The following is a 20,507-nucleotide window of genomic DNA, read 5'->3' on the forward strand; positions in this document are numbered from 1 at the left end:
CCTTGAATCAGTTGTTCAATGACTTTGTAACGCTTCAACTCTTTTTTGCTCAAAGTTATTCTCTCCTGTCCCATAGTGACATTTTCACTGATGCGTTACAATATGACAATATCACAGACGTTCAACAACTCCAAGATGAACTTGTTGACATGAAAAATCCCTTGTGATAAAGTATGTTAGGTAGCCGTGTGTATAAGAAGTTATATATACAAGAGTACAAGCGATAATCGGAAGTGGGAGGTGTACAACCATGCGGGTTACGGTCACTCTAGCTTGCACAGAATGCAAACAACGCAACTATACCTCGGAAAAGAATAAGCGAACAAACCCAGACCGCATTGAGATGAAGAAGTATTGCAAGTTTTGCAATTCACATACAGTTCATCGTGAAACAAGATAATTAAGTTTGGGGGTGGCGTTGTGGGTTTTCTAGCAAAAATAGGGACTGGCTTTAGGAAAACCTCCGATTTCTTCCGAGACGGATGGATGGAATTGAAAAAGGTCCGTTGGCCTGGCCGCAAAGAATTAACAAGCTTCACAATAGTGGTGCTTGTTGTTGTCACGCTTATTACGATATTCTTTGCGATTATCGATCTCCTGATATCTCAAGTACTCAATTTGATTTTAGGATAAGAGTCTATTTTGGTAAGGGGGGTAAGGACATACAGTCCTTTTATAATGGAAAAAAATTGGTACGTTGTTCATACCTACTCGGGTTATGAAAACAAAGTAAAGACCAACTTAGAAAAACGGGTTGAGTCCATGGAAATGCAGGACAAAATCTTTCGCGTTCTTGTCCCTGTTGAAGAGGGAATTGAAAATAAGAATGGGAAGCAAAAAACTGTTCTGCGCAAGGTGTTTCCGGGGTATGTACTCGTTGAAATGATTATGACGGATGATTCGTGGTATGTCGTAAGAAATACCCCTGGTGTTACTGGTTTTGTCGGATCTACAGGCTCGGGCTCAAAGCCAACGCCGTTATTGCCAGAAGAAGTAGCCTCAATCCTAAAACAAATGGGTATGGAAGAATTAAGGCCAAAAGTGGAGTTTAAGGTTCGTGAACAGGTAAAAGTAAAAGATGGACCATTCGCCAGTTTTGTAGGTACTGTAGAAGAAATTCAAAATGACAAGCAAAAACTGAAAGTTTTAGTTAACATGTTTGGTAGGGAAACACCAGTTGAGCTAGATTTTGCTCAAGTGGAGAAGATATAGGAAGTTTCCAAGTGGGAGGGTTTTTCCCGAATACCACATTTCGGATAAGGAGGTGTGTCGCATGGCAAAGAAAGTGATTAAGATTGTGAAATTGCAAATTCCCGCTGGCAAAGCGAATCCAGCTCCTCCTGTAGGTCCTGCCTTGGGTCAAGCTGGTGTAAATATTATGGCATTTTGTAAAGAATTTAATGCAAGAACACAAGAACAGGCAGGTTTAATCATCCCGGTTGAAATTACCGTATTTGAAGATCGCTCCTTTACTTTCATCACAAAGACTCCTCCAGCAGCTGTTTTGCTGAAAAAAGCCGCTGGTATTGAATCTGGGTCAGGTCAGCCGAATAAGACAAAGGTAGCGACGGTTAAACGTGATAAAGTTCGTGAAATTGCCGAATTAAAAATGCCGGATTTAAATGCTGCCAGTGTTGAAGCAGCTATGCGCATGGTTGAAGGTACTGCCCGAAGCATGGGCATTGTCATTGAGGATTAATCCAGCTTCCTTTAGGCAATGTCAGACATTGCCTATACGTGGGAGGTATAGCCGTTAATACCACAGTAAGGAGGAAAAAGAATGCCAAAAAGAGGTAAGAAGTATCAGGAAGCATTAAAACAAGTAGATCGCAATGCTTCCTATGATGCGAACGAAGCCATTGAATTAGTGAAAAAATTGTCTTCTGCTAAATTCGATGAAACCGTAGAAATTGCTGTTCGTTTGGGGGTTGATCCCAAGAAAGCTGATCAACAAGTTCGTGGAGCAGTTGTCCTCCCCCATGGGACAGGAAAAACCCAAAAGGTTTTAGTATTTGCTAAAGGAGAAAAGGCGAAGGAAGCTGAAGCTGCAGGAGCAGACTATGTAGGAGATGTAGATTACATCAATAAAATCAACCAAGGTTGGTTTGAGTTTGATGTGGTCGTTGCCACTCCTGACATGATGGGTGAAGTAGGTAAATTAGGTCGTGTATTAGGACCTAAGGGACTTATGCCTAACCCTAAAACAGGTACCGTTACCTTTGATGTAGCTAAGGCAGTAAAGGAAATTAAAGCAGGTAAGATTGAATACCGTGTAGATAAGGCTGGAAATATCCATGCTCCTATTGGCAAGGTGTCCTTTGATACTGATAAATTGGTTGACAACCTAAAAACAGTGATCGAAGCCCTTAAAAAAGCAAAACCTGCTGCTGCAAAAGGGGTTTACATTCGAAATGTATCTGTAAGTTCAACCATGGGTCCCGGAGTTAGAATTAGCCTATCAAACATTGCGACATTGTAGGGCTCCCTTGAGGTTCAATGGAGGTTTTAACTCGCTTTAATTAAGACTTCCTTATAAGTGAATAAAAGCATAACCGTAGACAGAAGGTGCCTTAAAACAGGCTTAATATCCTTCCGAGGTTTCACATATGAATGCCGTTCGTGCATATTATTTGAGCCTCCGTGTGTCTGCGGGGGCTTTTAGCATTTGGATCATAACAGGATTACAGGAGGTGTAGAAATGACAGTTCGTGAGGAAAAGGTTCAGCTGGTTGCTGAGATTACCCAGAAACTAAGAGACAGTAAGAGTACGATTATTACAGACTACCGCGGGCTAAATGTAGCGGAAGTGACTGAGCTTCGAAAGCAACTTCGTGAAGCAGGCGTGGATTTCAAGGTTTACAAAAATACTTTAACCAGACGTGCCGCTGCAGAGGCTGAGTTGACAGAATTAAACCCTCATTTGCTTGGTCCAACAGCCATTGCTTTTAGTTTTGAAGATGTTGTGGCACCTGCCAAAATCTTAACTGAGTTTGCCAAAAAGCATAATGCCCTCGAAATTAAAGCAGGTATCATCGAAGGAAAAGTGATTGATTCCAACGAAGTGAAGAAAGTGGCTAGCCTTCCATCCAGAGAAGGATTATTGTCCATGCTTCTCAGCGTTCTTCAAGCTCCCATCCGCAATTTTGCCCTTGCAACTAAGGCGGTTGCCGATCAAAAAGAACAACAAGGTGCATAATCATAGACTTGTATATCAATTTAAGACATTTGATTATATTAGATCTGAAAATAAAAGGAGGATTTTTTCATGACTAAGGAACAAATTATTGAAGCCATTAAAGGCATGACTGTGCTTGAGTTAAACGATTTGGTAAAGGCTATAGAAGAAGAATTTGGTGTAACCGCTGCTGCTCCTGTTGCTGTTGTTGGCGGAGCTGCCGCTGAAGCTGCTGCTGAAGAGCAAACTGAATTTGATGTTATTCTTGCTGATGCTGGGGCTTCCAAAATCAATGTGATTAAAGTGGTTCGCGAAATTACTGGACTTGGTCTTAAAGAAGCTAAGGCTTTGGTTGATGGTACCCCAGCTCCTGTAAAAGAAAAAATTTCTAAGGATGAAGCTGAACAAGTGAAGGCAAAACTTGAAGAAGCTGGAGCAAAAGTAGAAGTAAAGTAACGATCCTATCGAATCACCCGCTGCATAGTGGCTCTGCTGCTGGCGGCGGTTTTTTGTATCTGCTTCAAGAGAAACTATTGAGTTTTCGGAGCAGCCTTCGTGCAAATGGTTAGTACTTTTTCTATAACAAGCATTTATTTAGAAAGAAGGGATGAGATGAATGAACACTATTACTCCAATAAGCCATTAGTTGCACATGATGAACGGATCATTGAGGAAACCTTACGGGGAAGACCATTCCGATTTATGACCGACTCCGGAGTATTCTCGAAGCAAAGGATTGACTTTGGCTCTCGTCTTTTAATTGAAACCATTCTAGTGGAAGAAAACCAGGATATTTTAGATATGGGATGCGGGTATGGTCCCATTGGAATCGTTGCGGCTACATTAACAAAAACAGGCCAAGTACTGATGGCGGATATTAATGAAAGGGCCGTTGAACTGGCAAAAAGGAACGTTCAACTGAATCAAGTGTTTAACGCAGAGGTCATCTTAAGCAATCAGTTTGAACAATTGGAAGGGAAACGATTTCATCATATACTAATCAATCCTCCTATTCGAGCCGGGAAAAACACCATTTATCAAATGTTTTCAGGGAGCTATGATCACTTGTATCCAAACGGTTACTTATGGGTTGTTATTCAGAAGAAGCAAGGTGCCTCATCTGCCTTCTCTTTTTTATCGAATCGATTTGATGAAGTGGAAGAAGTGGAAAAGAAGAAGGGATATTCAATTTTCAGAGCCAAAAAAATAAAATATTCTTGACACCAGCAAATTGTTATGATAATGTTTTAAAATGCCGAACGAGTAGCTATTTAAAGAAATTACATATTGTCAAGGGGTTTTTAGAAAAAATGTTGCATGAAATGGATAAAGATTGGAAATAACTCTAAGAATAGGATTGCTGTGTATAAAAATGTGGTTATTTTTAACCCATTTTATTTTTTGTACTATGAAAACTCGGTATGAGGGGTGAATGAGTTGACAGGTCATCTTGTGCAGTGTGGACGTCATCGCCAGCGACGCACTTACGCCAGAATCAATGAAGTTCTTGATATCCCAAACCTTATTGAAATCCAAAGAAAGTCCTACGAATGGTTTTTAAAAGAGGGATTAAATGAAATGTTTCAAGACATTTCGCCTATTCAGGACTTTACAGGCAATCTTGTCCTGGAATTCATCGGTTATAGTTTGGGGGAACCTAAGTATGATGTGGATGAATCCAAGGAGAGGGATGTAACCTATGCGGCACCATTAAGAGTGAAAGTACGTCTTATTAATAAAGAAACCGGGGAAGTAAAAGAACAAGAAGTCTTTATGGGCGACTTCCCTTTAATGACGGACACTGGAACTTTTATTATCAATGGTGCCGAGAGGGTGATTGTAAGCCAACTCGTTCGTTCTCCTAGTGTTTATTTTAGCCCCAAGGTAGATAAAAACGGAAAAAAAACCTATACCGCTACCGTTATCCCAAATCGGGGAGCATGGTTGGAGTTGGAAACCGATGCCAAGGATGTGATTTATGTAAGAATCGACCGTACAAGAAAAATTCCTGTGACGGTTCTTTTGCGTGCCTTGGGATTTGGCCATGACCAACAGATCATCGACCTTTTGGGAGAAGATGAGTTTATCAGAAATACCTTGGAAAAGGATAATACGGATTCTACAGAAAAGGCTCTTATCGAAATCTATGAGCGACTTCGCCCGGGAGAGCCGCCAACTGCTGAAAATGCCAAAAGTCTTTTGGTATCCCGCTTCTTTGATCCGAAACGCTATGACTTAGCCAGCGTGGGCCGGTACAAAATCAATAAGAAACTTCATATTAAAAACCGATTATTCAATCAAAGGCTGGCTGAAACAATCATTGATACTGAAACTGGAGAAATCATTGCTGAAGCAGGCCAGACCATTGACAGGAGGCTGTTAGATAAAATCGTTCAATATTTAGATCGAGAAGATGTGGAATCCCGCATTGGTTATATGGAAGTCAGGCCGAGGGGAGGGGTTGTGGAAGACGAAAAGATTTCCCTCCAAACCATTAAGATTTTCTCACCTCTAAAAGACGGCGAAATCATTCATGTAATTTCCAATGGCAAGATTGATAAGAATGTAAAACATATCACCCCTGCAGATATTATTGCTTCTATTAATTACTTTGTAAACCTGCTGCATGGAGTAGGAAGTACGGATGATATTGATCATTTGGGGAATCGCCGGCTCCGCTCGGTTGGGGAGCTGTTGCAAAACCAATTCCGTATCGGGTTGTCTCGTATGGAACGTGTGGTCAGGGAGAGAATGTCTATCCAGGATGCCAATGTGATTACTCCCCAGGCGTTGATTAATATAAGACCGGTGATAGCATCCATTAAAGAATTTTTTGGAAGCAGCCAGCTCTCTCAATTTATGGACCAAACCAATCCTTTGGCTGAATTAACTCATAAGAGGAGATTAAGTGCCCTTGGGCCCGGCGGATTAACAAGGGAGAGGGCTGGATTTGAAGTAAGGGACGTGCATCATTCACATTATGGAAGAATGTGTCCAATAGAAACTCCTGAGGGACCCAATATCGGGTTAATTAACTCTCTATCCACCTTCGCCCGAATAAATGAATATGGATTTATCGAAACACCATACCGGAGGGTGGATCCGGATACAGGAAAGGTGACAAAGGAAATTGTTTATTTAACGGCAGACGAGGAAGATAATTACGTGATTGCCCAAGCAAATGCTCCTTTGGATGAAGAAGGTAATTTTATTAACGATCATGTGATTTGTCGTTATAAAGATGAGATCCTTACCATGTCAAGGGAAAGAGTTGACTTTATGGATGTTTCACCCAAGCAAGTGGTTTCTGTGGCAACTGCGCTGATTCCCTTCCTGGAAAACGATGATGCCAACCGTGCTTTGATGGGATCCAACATGCAACGGCAAGCGGTTCCTCTTTTGGTACCAAGGGCTCCGTTTGTTGGTACTGGCATGGAGCATAAAGCTGCTAAGGACTCCGGGGTGGTTATACTGGCAAAACATGATGGGGTTGTTGAGAGAGTAACCGCTAAGGAGATTAGAATCCGCAGACAGAAATTAGTAGATGGCACCTTGGTATCCGGAGATGTGGATCGTTATAAATTGCACAAATTTATTCGTTCCAACCAAGGGACCTGTATCAATCAGCGTCCTATTGTTAAAAAGGGTGATGTTGTTAAAGCCGGTGAGATCATTGCTGACGGACCTTCTACAGAAATGGGAGAATTGGCGTTAGGTCAGAATGTCGTTGTCGCTTTTATGACATGGGAAGGATATAACTACGAGGATGCTATTCTTTTAAGCGAGAAATTAGTAAAAGAAGATGTCTATACATCGATCCATATTGAAGAATATGAGGCAGAAGCCAGGGATACCAAGTTGGGTCCGGAAGAAATAACCAGGGACATTCCCAATGTTGGAGAAGATGCTCTGAAAAATTTGGATGAACGAGGAATTATCCGCGTGGGGGCAGAAATTTCCGATGGCGATATTTTAGTTGGAAAAGTAACACCTAAGGGAGTTACCGAACTTACTGCAGAAGAACGTCTTCTTCATGCTATCTTTGGAGAAAAGGCCAGGGAAGTGAGAGATACCTCCCTGAGGGTACCCCATGGCGGTTCAGGAATCGTAGTCGATGTAAAAGTATTTACCCGAGAAAACGGAGATGAATTGCCTCCTGGAGTCAATCAATTGGTTCGGGTATATATCGCTCAAAAACGGAAGATCTCCGAAGGAGACAAAATGGCTGGACGTCATGGAAACAAAGGGGTTATTGCTCGAATTCTTCCAGAAGAAGATATGCCATTTCTGCCTGATGGAACGCCGGTTCAAGTGGTATTAAATCCCCTTGGAGTGCCATCCCGTATGAACATCGGTCAAGTGTTGGAAACTCACTTGGGAATGGCTGCAAAAACATTGGGTATCCATATGGCGACACCGGTATTTGATGGCGCAAGGGAAAATGAAGTATTTAACACCCTTGAAGAAGCTGGCTTAAGTCCTGACGGAAAAACCGTCCTCTACGATGGAAGGACTGGAGAACCATTTGAAAATCGCGTAACCGTTGGCGTAATGTATATGATTAAATTGGCACACATGGTTGATGACAAGATTCATGCCCGTTCCACTGGACCATATTCTCTCGTGACTCAACAGCCCTTGGGTGGGAAAGCCCAGTTTGGTGGTCAGCGTTTCGGAGAGATGGAGGTTTGGGCTTTAGAAGCCTATGGAGCAGCGTACACCTTACAAGAAATCCTTACGGTCAAATCAGATGATGTTGTCGGACGTGTTAAAACCTATGAAGCGATTGTAAAAGGTGAAAATGTTCCTGAACCTGGTGTCCCAGAATCCTTTAAGGTATTAATTAAGGAATTGCAGAGCCTGGGTATGGATGTAAAAATCCTGTCCGAAAATGAAGAAGAGATTGAAATGCGTGAAATTGATGAAGATGATGAGAACACCGGGGATAAGCTGAATCTTAATCTTGAAGGCGCTGAAGTTGGTCAATCGTGATATTGGTAAATCCGGGATAAATAAAGGGAGGTATGCTCCTTGTTAGATGTGAATAATTTCGAATTCATGCAAATCGGTCTGGCGTCTCCAGAAAAAATCCGTTCCTGGTCCAGGGGTGAAGTTAAAAAACCGGAGACGATAAACTATAGAACTCTAAAGCCGGAAAGAGAAGGCTTGTTTTGTGAGAAGATATTTGGACCGACAAAGGACTGGGAATGTCACTGCGGCAAGTATAAAAGAGTTCGCTATAAAGGAGTTGTGTGTGACCGCTGTGGAGTCGAAGTCACTAGGGCAAAGGTGAGAAGAGAGCGGATGGGCCATATTGAATTGGCCGCTCCGGTATCTCATATCTGGTTCTTTAAAGGGATTCCTAGCCGCATGGGTCTCGTTTTGGATATGTCGCCGCGTTCTTTGGAAGAGGTAATTTACTTTGCTTCTTATGTGGTCACTGATCCAGGAGGGACGCCCCTTGAGAAGAAGCAGCTTCTCTCAGAAAAAGAATTCAGAAGCTATCGTGAAAAGTACGGATATGCCTTTCAAGCTGGAATGGGAGCAGAAGCGATAAAAAAACTCCTTCAGGAAATTGATGTGGATAAGGAAGTAGAATCTTTAAAGGAAGAACTAAAATCTGCCCAAGGACAACGCAGAAACAGAGCAATCAAAAGGTTGGAAGTGCTCGAAGCTTTTCGGAATTCGGGAAATAAACCGGAATGGATGGTCATGGACGTTCTTCCGGTGATTCCTCCAGAATTAAGGCCAATGGTCCAACTGGATGGAGGTCGTTTTGCCACTTCTGATCTAAACGATCTCTATCGCCGAGTCATCAACCGAAACAATCGGTTAAAGAGATTATTGGATCTCGGAGCACCGGATATAATTGTTCAAAATGAAAAAAGAATGCTTCAGGAAGCGGTAGATGCTCTTATAGATAACGGAAGAAGAGGACGTCCCGTAACCGGACCGGGAAACAGGCCTTTAAAATCCCTAAGTCATATGCTGAAAGGAAAACAGGGCCGTTTCCGTCAAAATCTGCTGGGTAAGCGGGTTGATTACTCTGGGCGTTCCGTTATCGTAGTTGGACCGCAGTTAAAAATGTATCAATGCGGTCTTCCGAAAGAAATGGCATTGGAGCTGTTCAAACCCTTTGTGATGAAGGAATTGGTCAGCAAAGGGCTTGCCCATAACATCAAGAGTGCCAAAAGAAAAGTAGAACGGGTAAATCCTGAAGTGTGGGATGTACTCGAGGAAGTAATTCGAGAACATCCGGTTCTTTTAAACCGTGCCCCAACCTTGCACCGGCTAGGGATTCAAGCCTTTGAACCGATCCTGGTTGAAGGGCGTGCCATCAAGCTTCATCCATTGGTATGTACTGCTTATAACGCTGACTTTGATGGAGACCAAATGGCTGTTCACGTTCCGCTTTCTGCAGAGGCGCAAGCAGAAGCCAGAATATTGATGCTGGCTGCCCAAAACATACTGAATCCCAAGGATGGAAAACCAGTGGTTACTCCATCCCAGGATATGGTTCTTGGGAGCTATTATCTCACCATTGAACGTCCAGGAGCCCCAGGGGAAGGGAAAGTATATCGCGATGGAAATGAAGCCATCGCTGCATATCTTAATAAACATATTTCTCTTCACACAAGGATTGCCGTTCCGGCAAAAACCCTTGGCAAAGACAAAAGTACCTTCACGCCTGAACAATATGAGGCATTGCTTGTAACCACACCGGGGAAAATTATTTTCAACGAGATATTCCCAAGGACTCTGCCGTTTATCAATGTACCAACTAAGGAAAATTTGTCTAAGGGAATTCCAGATGAATTTTTCATTTTTGAAAAAGGAACCAATGTTCCCGAGTTTATTAAACAAGTCAAATCATACGATGCGGTGAAAAAAGGATTTTTGGGAACCATCATTGCTGAGGTGTTCCGCCGTTATGGAACCACTGAAACTTCCATTATGTTGGACAAAATTAAAGAACTTGGGTTCACCTATTCAACAAAGGCAGGGATTACCATTGCCGTTTCAGACATTATGGTTCCGGAAGAAAAGAAAACGATTTTGGAAGATGCCGAAAACAGGGTCCAGACTGTTCTCCAGCAATACCGCCGCGGTTTAATTACCGATGAAGAGCGTTATGACAGGGTTATCTCTATCTGGAGTAAAGCGAAGGATGACTTAACCAATGTCTTAATGAATTCTCTGGATAAATTTAATCCTATTTATATGATGGCTAATTCCGGGGCTCGGGGTAACGTTTCTCAGATTACCCAGCTGGCCGGAATGAGGGGATTGATGGCCAATCCATCAGGCCGTATTATTGAGCTGCCGATCAAGTCTAACTTCAGGGAAGGACTTGCTGTATTGGAATATTTTATCTCAACCCACGGAGCCAGAAAAGGATTGGCGGATACCGCGTTAAGAACCGCCGACTCAGGATATTTAACCAGAAGACTGGTAGACGTAGCCCAGGATGTTATAGTACGCGAAAATGATTGTGAAGATAACAATTTAGAAACGAAGGGCTTTGTGGTAAAAGCGATCTCAGACGGGAAAGAAGCCATTGAAAATCTTTATGATCGGATTGTTGGCCGTTATGCCGGACAAAATGTTAAGCATCCGGTAACGGGAGATCTAATTGTTCAGCGAAATCAACTTATTGATGAGGATGTTGCCCAGGCAATCCTTGAAGCGGGCATTTCGGAAGTAAAGATTCGCTCCGTATTTACCTGCCGTACACGCCATGGTGTTTGCAAGATGTGTTATGGACGAAATTTGGCAACGGGTAACGTGGTTGAGATCGGCGAGTCCGTCGGAATTATTGCTGCCCAATCCATCGGAGAACCCGGCACACAATTAACCATGAGAACCTTCCATACCGGAGGAGTAGCTGGCGATGATATCACCCAAGGTTTGCCAAGGGTTCAAGAGCTATTTGAAGCTCGTAACCCAAAAGGGCAGGCCACCATTACCGAGATTGATGGAGAGATCATTGATATCAGAGAGGGAAAGGATCGCCGGGAGATAGAGATCAGGGGAAGTGTAGAAAACAAGGTGTATTCGATCCCTTATGGATCCCGAATTAAAGTATCCGTCGGGCAGCAGGTAAAAGCAGGGGATGAATTAACGGAAGGCTCCGTTGATCCAAAAGAGATCCTGAAAGTGAAAGGGATTCAAGGAGTTCAAAACTACATCCTTCAAGAAGTTCAAAAGGTATACCGGATGCAAGGGGTAGAAATTAACGATAAGCACATTGAGGTTATGATCAGACAAATGTTAAGAAAGATACGTGTAACCAACGCTGGTGAAACTCATTTGCTTCCCGGAACATTTGTGGATATCCATGACTTTGAGGATGCAAATCGCGATGCGTTTTTCAATGGATTACAGCCCGCGGAAGGAATTCCGGTATTATTGGGTATTACCAAGGCATCCCTTGAAACAGACTCTTTCTTGTCTGCCGCCTCTTTCCAAGAGACAACACGGGTACTTACTGATGCGGCAATCAAAGGAAAACGGGACCAGCTCCTTGGATTGAAGGAAAATGTGATCATCGGAAAGCTGATTCCTGCTGGCACAGGAATGTCAAGATATCGCAATATCTTGATGAAGACGGAAGGAAAACCCGAAGATCAAGAGATAGAAGAAAATGTGAAGGAAACGGTCACTGTCAAATAAATATTGACATTGGCTATCCATCATGATACTATTCTGTAGTGTGCCGAAAAACCTGTCTCTTTGGAGGATATGATAATGTCTTATGAAAAAGTGAAACAGGCTAGCAATACCATCATTGGCACGAAGCAAACACTGAAAGCTATTGAATCAGATTCAGTTGCAGAAGTGATCATTGCCCGTGATGCAGATAAACGAGTTGTGTCCGGAGCAATAAAACTGTGCCAAGAAAAAGGAGTCCCCCTTAGCTATGTCGATTCGATGAAAAAACTGGGGAGAGCCTGCGGTATAGATGTAGGTGCGGCGATGGTGGCCATTAGAAAAGAACGTTAGCTTTGTTTTTGCTGATATACAAGGGACCGTGCATATCGCAGGGTATGCGCGGTCGATCTTGTGATGGCAAAAACTTTTCATTTGCCAAATAATGAACCACCTGGATCTGTGGACATAAATTTGGGGAAGGAGGTGCCAGATATGCCAACAATGAACCAACTCGTTCGAAAAGGACGTAAGGCAAAGATTGAAAAATCCAAATCACCCGCTTTGCAAAAAGGGTATAATAGCTTTCGGAAAGAGCAAACTGATTTAAGTTCTCCACAAAAGCGTGGAGTGTGTACTCGTGTAGGTACCATGACACCTAAAAAGCCAAACTCTGCTTTGCGTAAGTATGCCCGTGTTCGTTTAACTAACGGGATCGAGGTGACAGCCTATATTCCAGGAATCGGACATAACTTGCAAGAACACAGTGTTGTTCTGGTGCGTGGGGGCCGCGTGAAGGATCTGCCTGGTGTTCGTTACCATATCGTGCGTGGAGCGCTAGATACAGCGGGTGTGCAAAATCGTTTGCAGGGACGTTCTAAATATGGTACAAAGCGCCCTAAGGCAAAGAAATCATAAAAGATTCACATAGATGAAAGACTATCGTAAAGGAGGGAAACGTAATGCCACGTAAGGGTCCAGTTTCTCGCAGGGATGTGTTGCCCGATCCAATCTACAACAGTAAATTGGTGACTCGCTTGATCAATCGGATTATGATTGATGGAAAAAGAGGAGTAGCCCAATCTATCTTATATGACGCCTTTGATATTATCCGTGAACGTACGGGTCGCGACCCAATGGAAGTCTTTGAACAGGCACTAAAAAACATCATGCCAGTACTAGAAGTAAAGGCACGGCGTGTAGGTGGAGCCAACTATCAGGTACCTGTTGAAGTAAAGCCTGAAAGACGCACTACATTAGGGTTGCGCTGGCTAGTTCAGTATTCCCGGAATAGAAATGAGAAGACGATGCAAGAGCGTTTGGCTGCTGAAATTTTAGATGCAGCGAACAATACAGGAGCTTCTGTGAAAAAGCGTGAAGATACCCATAAGATGGCTGAAGCGAACAAAGCTTTTGCCCATTATCGCTGGTAAAATTCGAACAAGAAAGGAGAAAGCAAAATGGCAAGAGAATTCTCCTTACAAAATACGCGTAATATTGGTATCATGGCACACATTGATGCCGGTAAAACAACAACAACTGAGCGTATTCTCTTTTATACCGGCCGTGTTCATAAAATTGGTGAGGTTCATGACGGTGCTGCCACCATGGACTGGATGGAGCAGGAACAGGAACGGGGAATCACCATTACCTCTGCTGCTACTACTGCCCAGTGGAAAGGGCATCGCATTAACATTATCGACACACCTGGACACGTAGACTTTACGGTTGAAGTAGAACGCTCCCTTCGCGTATTAGATGGAGCTGTAGGCGTTTTTTGCGCTAAAGGTGGAGTAGAACCACAATCTGAAACCGTGTGGCGTCAAGCTGATAAATATCGTGTTCCCCGAATCGCTTATGTCAACAAAATGGACATTTTGGGGGCGGACTTCTTTTCGGCTGTTCAGCAGATGAGAGATCGCCTGCACGCCAATGCTGTTCCTATTCAGCTGCCTATCGGCGCAGAAGATACATTTGAAGGAATCATTGACCTTGTAGAAATGAAGGCTTATTTTTATCTAGATGATTTAGGTACCCGTTCTGAAGCGAGAGAAATTCCTGATCATATGAAGGAATTGGCTGATGAATGGAGAACCAAGCTGGTTGAGGCTGTGGCCGAACTGGATGAAGAACTGATGATGAAGTATCTTGAAGGGGAGGAATTAACCGTTGAAGAGATGAAGACAACTCTTCGCAAGGGAACATGTAATGTTCAAATTACCCCTGTCCTATGTGGTTCTTCCTATAAGAACAAGGGTGTCCAATTAATGATGGATGCTGTAGTCGACTATTTGCCATCACCATTGGACGTTCCTCCTATTAAGGGAGTGCTTCCTGACAGTAATGATGAGACTGTCAGAAAATCTGATGACAATGAACCATTTGCCGCATTGGCATTCAAAATCATGTCTGACCCCTATGTGGGTAAATTAACTTTCTTCCGCGTATATTCCGGTACCTTAAGTTCCGGATCGTATGTATTGAACTCAACGAAGAATAAACGTGAACGGATTGGTCGTATTTTGCAGATGCATGCCAACCACAGGCAAGAAATCAGCATCGTTTACGCAGGAGATATCGCCGCTGCCGTTGGATTAAAGGATACAACCACAGGAGACACCCTATGCGATGAAAAGCATCCTGTAATTTTGGAATCCATGGAATTTCCGGAACCCGTTATCTCTGTCGCTATTGAACCGAAAACAAAAGCTGATCAAGACAAAATGGGTATGGCACTTGCCAAATTGGCAGAAGAAGACCCGACCTTCCGCACATACACAGAAGAGGAAACCGGGCAAACCATCATTGCTGGAATGGGAGAGCTGCACTTAGAGATTATCGTCGACCGACTTCAACGCGAATTTAAGGTTGAAGCCAATGTAGGTAAACCTCAGGTTGCATACAAAGAAACCTTCCGTTCACCTGCAAAGGTAGAAGGAAAATTCGTTCGACAGTCTGGTGGGCGTGGTCAATATGGTCATGTTTGGATCGAATTCGAGCCACTGCCAGAAGGATCTGGTTTCGAGTTTGTAAACAAAATTGTCGGTGGGGTTGTTCCAAAAGAATATATCCCTGCAGTACAGGCCGGTATCGAGGAATCGATGCAAAATGGGGTGTTAGCCGGATATCCAGTGATTGATATTAAGGCAACCATCGTAGACGGAAGTTACCACGACGTGGATTCTTCCGAGATGGCCTTTAAAATTGCCGGTTCTTTGGCTCTTAAAGCTGCTAAGAATAAATGTAACCCAGTCCTGCTTGAGCCAATCATGAAGGTGGAAGTGGTTGTTCCAGAGGAGTACATGGGAGACATTATGGGAGATATTAACTCCCGCCGCGGCCGCGTAGAAGGTATGGATACGAGGGCTGGTGCTCAAATCATCAAAGCGATGGTTCCTTTAGCTGAAATGTTTGGATATGCAACATCCTTGCGCTCAAAAACCCAAGGACGTGGAACATACTCTATGCATTTTGATCATTATGAAGAAGTGCCGAGAAATATTGCAGAAGAGATTATAAACAGGAATAAAGGCTAAAAGAATTCTATCGAAATTGCCACTTTCTAATTCAAATGGAAAGGGTTAAAATGTCTTTGGAAACAAGTTTATTTACATCAATCAATAAATTATGTATTAAGGAGGAAATGTTCTCATGGCAAAAGCTAAATTTGAGCGGACTAAGCCGCACGTTAACATTGGAACCATTGGTCACGTTGACCATGGTAAGACTACATTGACTGCTGCAATCACCACTGTATTGGCTAAAACTGGTGGTGCCACTGCAACCGCTTATGATCAAATCGACAAGGCTCCAGAAGAGCGCGAGCGCGGAATTACCATTTCCACTGCTCACGTGGAGTACGAAACTGAAAACCGTCACTATGCGCACGTTGACTGCCCGGGGCATGCTGACTACGTTAAAAACATGATTACTGGAGCAGCCCAAATGGACGGAGCCATTCTTGTAGTGTCTGCTGCTGATGGTCCAATGCCACAAACTCGTGAGCATATTCTTCTCTCCCGTCAGGTAGGAGTTCCTTACATCGTCGTATTCATGAACAAAGTGGATATGGTTGATGACGAAGAATTGCTTGAACTTGTAGAAATGGAAATTCGCGATCTGTTATCTGAATATGAATTCCCGGGAGACGACATTCCTGTTATTAAAGGGTCCGCTCTAAAAGCTTTGGAAGATCCAAACAGCGAATGGGCAAATAGTATCCTTGAATTAATGAAGGCTGTCGATGAATACGTTCCAACTCCTGAGCGTGACAAAGATAAGCCATTCCTGATGCCTGTGGAAGACGTATTCTCCATTACAGGCCGCGGTACCGTTGCTACCGGTCGTGTAGAGCGTGGAACGGTTAAAGTTGGAGACAGCGTTGAAATTGTTGGTCTTGCTGAAGAAATCAAAACAACTACTGTAACTGGTGTTGAAATGTTCCGTAAGCTTCTTGATCAAGCTGAAGCAGGAGACAACATTGGAGCCCTTCTTCGCGGTGTAGACCGTAAAGAAATTGAGCGCGGACAAGTTTTGGCAAAGCCTGGCTCTGTGAAGCCCCATACTAAATTCAAGGCTCAAATTTACGTATTAACCAAAGAAGAAGGTGGACGCCATACTCCTTTCTTCAACGGATACCGTCCACAATTCTATTTCCGTACCACTGACGTAACAGGTGTGATCCAGCTCCCAGAAGGAACAGAAATGGTTATGCCTGGTGACAACATCACAATTGATGTAGAATTGATTGCGCCGATCGCTATTGAAGATGGTACCCGCTTTGCGATTCGTGAAGGTGGTCGTACCGTTGGTGCCGGTGCCGTTTCCGCCATTATAAAGTAAAGGAAAAATCAAAGATTTTCAGAGAATCCCATCTGGGTGATGGGATTCTTTTTCTGTTTTCCTATCGTATAAGGTCAACTACGCCTTTGTCTTCATCGGTAGGGTCTTTCCAATTAGCGAGTTTTCTTTTTTATCTTATGTCCTTATTTGCAACCATGCCTATGGCGGTTGAGTTCAAAAAAAACTTGCAAGTTATTCTTGGTTTTTATATAATATTGAATGTTGTCGTGGACTGCGATGATGTGGAAGGTTGCCGACACGCCCGGCCCCTTTGCCATGGCTGGGGTGAGGGAAATTTCCGCGGAGAATGTTCATTTTTAAAAATGAGCGAAAAAGGAGGGAATATCATGGCAAAACAAAAAATCAGGATTCGTTTAAAAGCATATGATCATCAAATCCTTGATCAATCTGCTGAAAAGATTGTGGATACCGCAAAGCGTTCCGGTGCAAGTGTATCTGGTCCGATACCGTTACCTACAGAAAAGACGGTGTACACCATTTTACGTGCGGTCCACAAGTATAAGGATTCCAGGGAGCAATTTGAGATGAGAACACACAAGCGTCTCATTGACATTGTGAATCCTACGCCACAAACCGTGGATGCTTTGATGCGATTAGATTTACCATCTGGCGTGGATATTGAAATTAAATTATAAGTAAGTCATATTATTTTTATTCTAGGAGGTGGCAACAATGACCAAAGGAATCTTAGGGAAAAAACTGGGGATGACTCAAGTATTTGCCGATAACGGTTCAGTTGTTCCTGTTACAGTAATACAGGCTGGCCCTTGTGTTGTACTTCAGAAGAAGGAAAACGGCATTGATGGATATGAAGCGGTTCAATTGGGCTTTGATGAAAAGAAAGAGTCTCGATCCAATAAACCGGAGATGGGCCATGCGAAAAAAGCTGGAACAACACCTAAGCGCTACGTAAGAGAAATTCGCGGGGTTAACCTTGCGGATTACGAAGTTGGTCAAGAAGTGAACGTAGGAATTTTTGCCGAAGGAGAATTCGTGGATGTAACTGGTAAATCAAAGGGAAAAGGATTTGCTGGTGCTATTAAACGCCACAATCAAGCACGCGGGCCTATGTCCCATGGTTCCCGTTACCACCGTGGACCAGGATCTCTTGGCTCTATTGCTCCAAACCGTGTGTTCAAAGGACAAACCCTTCCCGGACGCATGGGAGGCGAAAAAGTTACCGTGCAAAATCTTGAAATTGTCAAGGTGGATAAGGAACGTAATTTGCTGTTGGTTAAAGGAGCTATTCCAGGGCCTCGCAATTCCTACGTAACCATAAAATCTACCGTGAAATCTGGTAAATAGGAAACGATAGAGAAAGGAGGGCTTGATATGCCAAAAGTAGCTGTATATAACATGAGTGGAGCACAGGTGGGTGAAATTGAACTTAATGATGCAATCTTCGGTATAACTCCCAACGAAACGGTCCTTCATGAAGCGGTGGTTGCACAAAGAGCTTCTATGCGCCGTGGAACCCATGCTACCAAAAACCGTGCATTGGTTCGTGGCGGTGGTCGCAAGCCATGGCGTCAAAAAGGGACCGGACGTGCAAGACAAGGTAGTATTCGTGCTCCTCAATGGGTAGGTGGAGGTACAGTTTTTGGGCCTACTCCCCGCAGTTATGCATATAAATTGCCTAAAAAAATGCGCCGTTTGGCGATGAAATCTGCATTATCCGCTAAAGTGAAAGCGGAAGAGTTATTAGTACTGGATGAATTGGTGCTTAGCCAGCCAAAAACTAAGGATATGGCAAGTGCATTAAACAATCTGAAAGTGGAACGAAAGGCATTGATCGTGGGTGGAGAATACAACGAAAATGTTGCATTATCAGCCAGGAATATTCCAGGTGTAAAATACATTACTGCTAACGGAATCAATGTACTTGATGTATTAACCCATGATAAACTAATCATTTCCAAAGATGCGGTAGCAAAGGTAGAGGAGGTGCTTGGGTAATGAAAAATCCTCGCGATATTATCAAGCGCCCTATTGTCACTGAGCGTACGACAGACCTGATGGGTGACAACAAATATGTATTTGAAGTAGACCATCGTTCTAACAAAATCGAGATTAAGCAAGCGATTGAACAAATTTTTAACGTGAAAGTGGAAGAGGTTCGCACCATGAATATGCCAGGAAAGCCAAAGCGCTATGGCCGATATTCCGGATATACTCATTACCGGAAATGGAAAAAAGCGATTGTTACGCTGACCGAAGATAGCAAACCTCTTGAGTTCTTTGAAGGTGTTTAAGAGACACGGTAAAGGAGGGAAAATGTAATGGGTATTAAAAAATATAAACCAACGTCCCCAGGTCGTCGTCAAATGACTGTGTCCACATTCGAGGAAATTACCACAGACAAACCTGAGAAATCTTTGCTTGCTCCTTTGACTAAGAATGCTGGACGGAACAATCAGGGACGCATCACTGTTCGTCACCAAGGTGGAGGACATAAGCGCAAATATCGTATCATTGACTTTAAGCGAAACAAAGATGGAATACCAGGACGCGTTGCCACAATCGAATATGATCCAAACCGCTCTGCCAATATCTCGCTCATTCATTATGCTGATGGTGAAAAGAGATATATTATTCATCCCAATGGATTACGAGTGGGAGACCAGATCATGTCTGGACCGGATGCTGACATCAAGATTGGTAATGCACTGCCATTGCAAAACATACCGGTTGGTACAGTGGTCCATAACATCGAATTAAAGCCAGGAAAAGGTGCACAATTGGTAAGGGCTGCCGGAGCTGAAGCACAAATTTTGGGTAAAGAAGGCGATTATGTTATTATTCGCCTAAAATCTGGTGAAACAAGGATGATTCGCAAAGAATGCCGGGCGACCATCGGTCAGGTTGGAAATCTGGATCATGAGCTCATTACTATCGGAAAAGCCGGACGCTCCCGTTGGTTGGGTAATCGTCCTGTGGTTCGCGGATCTGTTATGAACCCCAATGACCATCCGCACGGTGGTGGAGAAGGACGTGCGCCTATCGGAAGAAAATCACCAGTTACTCCATGGGGTAAACCAACCCTTGGTTACAAAACCCGGAAGAAGAATAAGCATTCTGACAAATATATTATTCGCAGACGGAAAAAGTAAGGTTCACAATCAAGAAAAAAATAAAGAACGTTTAATACGAAGGGAGGTTCTTACATGGGACGCAGCCTAAAAAAAGGACCCTTTGCAGATGATCACTTAATTAAAAAAGTAGTGGAAATGAACGAAAAAGGGGAAAAGAGAGTCGTCAAAACCTGGTCTCGTCGTTCCACGATTTTCCCAGAATTTATAGGACATACCATTGCCGTATATGATGGTCGGAAACATGTACCTGTGTATATTACAGAGGATATGGTAGGACACAAGTTGGGAGAATTCGCACCTACCAGAACTTTTAAAGGCCATGCCGGTGATGATAAGAAGACGAAAAAATAACTGAGATCTCTAACATAGAGAGGAGGTACAGGTATGCAAGCTAAGGCCATTGCAAGATATGTTCGGATTGCCCCCCGTAAAGTCCGCTTGGTGGTAGACTTGATTCGGGGAAAGCAGGTGGGAGAAGCCATTGCTATTCTTCGCCATACGCCAAAGGCAGCATCTCCCGTTGTAGAAAAAGTGTTAAACTCTGCCATTGCTAATGCAGAAAATAACCTTGAAATGGATCCAAATAATCTAGTTATCAGTGAAATATATGTTGACCAAGGCCCCACATTAAAGAGGTTTCGGCCTCGAGCTATGGGTCGCGCCAGTCGGATAAACAAGCGTACCAGTCACATTACTGTGGTTGTAAGTGAAAAAAAGGAGGGATAATG

22 protein-coding genes and 1 other annotated feature are annotated in these 20,507 nt (G+C 43.3%); all 22 genes read left to right on the plus strand.

Annotation, left to right across the window (positions count from 1 at the left end):
* The first annotated feature begins 250 nt into the window (after window positions 1-250).
* Window positions 251-400 carry a 50S ribosomal protein L33 gene (rpmG, locus tag L1765_RS12545; RefSeq protein WP_236407830.1) on the plus strand — a complete coding sequence of 50 codons (150 nt, stop codon included), beginning with the start codon at window positions 251-253 and terminating at the stop codon, window positions 398-400.
* A 20-nt stretch (window positions 401-420) separates the two neighbouring features.
* On the plus strand, window positions 421-633 hold the full coding sequence (gene secE / locus L1765_RS12550; protein WP_236407831.1) for a preprotein translocase subunit SecE: 213 nt from the start codon (window positions 421-423) through the stop codon (window positions 631-633).
* Between the two features lie 45 nt (window positions 634-678).
* Entirely contained in the window at window positions 679-1,212 is a 534-nt protein-coding gene (gene nusG / locus L1765_RS12555) for a transcription termination/antitermination protein NusG (protein ID WP_236407832.1), read from the plus strand.
* Between the two features lie 61 nt (window positions 1,213-1,273).
* A complete protein-coding gene (gene rplK, locus L1765_RS12560) occupies window positions 1,274-1,699 on the plus strand; it encodes a 50S ribosomal protein L11 (protein ID WP_236407833.1) in 426 nt (141 codons plus the stop codon).
* 81 nt (window positions 1,700-1,780) lie between these two features.
* Window positions 1,781-2,479: a 50S ribosomal protein L1 gene (gene rplA / locus L1765_RS12565; RefSeq protein ID WP_236407834.1), complete on the plus strand. Its 699-nt coding sequence runs from the start codon at window positions 1,781-1,783 to the stop codon at window positions 2,477-2,479.
* 55 nt (window positions 2,480-2,534) lie between these two features.
* Window positions 2,535-2,671: a sequence feature (ribosomal protein L10 leader region), on the plus strand.
* 27 nt (window positions 2,672-2,698) lie between these two features.
* The gene (rplJ, locus tag L1765_RS12570) at window positions 2,699-3,196 is read left to right on the plus strand and encodes a 50S ribosomal protein L10 (RefSeq protein ID WP_236407835.1); all 498 of its coding nucleotides are present in this window, start codon (window positions 2,699-2,701) and stop codon (window positions 3,194-3,196) included.
* Between the two features lie 69 nt (window positions 3,197-3,265).
* Window positions 3,266-3,631 carry a 50S ribosomal protein L7/L12 gene (gene rplL, locus L1765_RS12575; RefSeq protein WP_236407836.1) on the plus strand — a complete coding sequence of 122 codons (366 nt, stop codon included), beginning with the start codon at window positions 3,266-3,268 and terminating at the stop codon, window positions 3,629-3,631.
* 156 nt (window positions 3,632-3,787) lie between these two features.
* The gene (locus tag L1765_RS12580) at window positions 3,788-4,396 is read left to right on the plus strand and encodes a class I SAM-dependent methyltransferase (RefSeq protein WP_236407837.1); all 609 of its coding nucleotides are present in this window, start codon (window positions 3,788-3,790) and stop codon (window positions 4,394-4,396) included.
* Window positions 4,397-4,612: 216 nt separating this feature from the next.
* Window positions 4,613-8,167, plus strand: a complete 3,555-nt coding sequence (gene rpoB / locus L1765_RS12585; protein ID WP_236407838.1) for a DNA-directed RNA polymerase subunit beta — start codon at window positions 4,613-4,615, stop codon at window positions 8,165-8,167.
* A gap of 39 nt (window positions 8,168-8,206) precedes the next feature.
* The gene (rpoC, locus tag L1765_RS12590; RefSeq protein WP_236407839.1) at window positions 8,207-11,848 is read left to right on the plus strand and encodes a DNA-directed RNA polymerase subunit beta'; all 3,642 of its coding nucleotides are present in this window, start codon (window positions 8,207-8,209) and stop codon (window positions 11,846-11,848) included.
* Window positions 11,849-11,923: 75 nt separating this feature from the next.
* Window positions 11,924-12,178 carry a 50S ribosomal protein L7ae-like protein gene (locus tag L1765_RS12595; RefSeq protein WP_236407878.1) on the plus strand — a complete coding sequence of 85 codons (255 nt, stop codon included), beginning with the start codon at window positions 11,924-11,926 and terminating at the stop codon, window positions 12,176-12,178.
* Between the two features lie 141 nt (window positions 12,179-12,319).
* Window positions 12,320-12,742, plus strand: coding sequence for a 30S ribosomal protein S12 (gene rpsL / locus L1765_RS12600; RefSeq protein ID WP_236407840.1), 423 nt, complete (start codon window positions 12,320-12,322; stop codon window positions 12,740-12,742).
* A 44-nt stretch (window positions 12,743-12,786) separates the two neighbouring features.
* Window positions 12,787-13,257, plus strand: a complete 471-nt coding sequence (gene rpsG / locus L1765_RS12605; protein ID WP_236407841.1) for a 30S ribosomal protein S7 — start codon at window positions 12,787-12,789, stop codon at window positions 13,255-13,257.
* Window positions 13,258-13,284: 27 nt separating this feature from the next.
* A complete protein-coding gene (gene fusA, locus L1765_RS12610; RefSeq protein WP_236407842.1) occupies window positions 13,285-15,360 on the plus strand; it encodes an elongation factor G in 2,076 nt (691 codons plus the stop codon).
* A 115-nt stretch (window positions 15,361-15,475) separates the two neighbouring features.
* Entirely contained in the window at window positions 15,476-16,666 is a 1,191-nt protein-coding gene (gene tuf / locus L1765_RS12615) for an elongation factor Tu (RefSeq protein WP_236407843.1), read from the plus strand.
* A 347-nt stretch (window positions 16,667-17,013) separates the two neighbouring features.
* Window positions 17,014-17,322, plus strand: a complete 309-nt coding sequence (gene rpsJ / locus L1765_RS12620; RefSeq protein ID WP_236407844.1) for a 30S ribosomal protein S10 — start codon at window positions 17,014-17,016, stop codon at window positions 17,320-17,322.
* A 37-nt stretch (window positions 17,323-17,359) separates the two neighbouring features.
* Window positions 17,360-17,992, plus strand: coding sequence for a 50S ribosomal protein L3 (rplC, locus tag L1765_RS12625; protein ID WP_236407845.1), 633 nt, complete (start codon window positions 17,360-17,362; stop codon window positions 17,990-17,992).
* A 27-nt stretch (window positions 17,993-18,019) separates the two neighbouring features.
* A complete protein-coding gene (gene rplD / locus L1765_RS12630; RefSeq protein ID WP_236407846.1) occupies window positions 18,020-18,643 on the plus strand; it encodes a 50S ribosomal protein L4 in 624 nt (207 codons plus the stop codon).
* Window positions 18,643-18,939: a 50S ribosomal protein L23 gene (gene rplW, locus L1765_RS12635; RefSeq protein WP_236407847.1), complete on the plus strand. Its 297-nt coding sequence runs from the start codon at window positions 18,643-18,645 to the stop codon at window positions 18,937-18,939. Before rplD ends, rplW begins: the two co-directional genes overlap by 1 nt.
* Before the next feature lie 27 nt (window positions 18,940-18,966).
* Window positions 18,967-19,797: a 50S ribosomal protein L2 gene (rplB, locus tag L1765_RS12640; protein ID WP_236407848.1), complete on the plus strand. Its 831-nt coding sequence runs from the start codon at window positions 18,967-18,969 to the stop codon at window positions 19,795-19,797.
* 54 nt (window positions 19,798-19,851) lie between these two features.
* Window positions 19,852-20,130 (plus strand): 30S ribosomal protein S19, encoded by a 279-nt coding sequence (rpsS, locus tag L1765_RS12645; protein ID WP_236407849.1) that lies wholly within the window; start codon window positions 19,852-19,854, stop codon window positions 20,128-20,130.
* Window positions 20,131-20,163: 33 nt separating this feature from the next.
* Window positions 20,164-20,505, plus strand: a complete 342-nt coding sequence (rplV, locus tag L1765_RS12650) for a 50S ribosomal protein L22 (protein WP_236407850.1) — start codon at window positions 20,164-20,166, stop codon at window positions 20,503-20,505.
* The last annotated feature ends 2 nt before the right edge of the window (window positions 20,506-20,507 follow it).

Origin of the sequence: Microaerobacter geothermalis (assembly GCF_021608135.1) — a bacterium.
Classification (GTDB): Bacteria; Bacillota; Bacilli; order DSM-22679; family DSM-22679; genus Microaerobacter; species Microaerobacter geothermalis.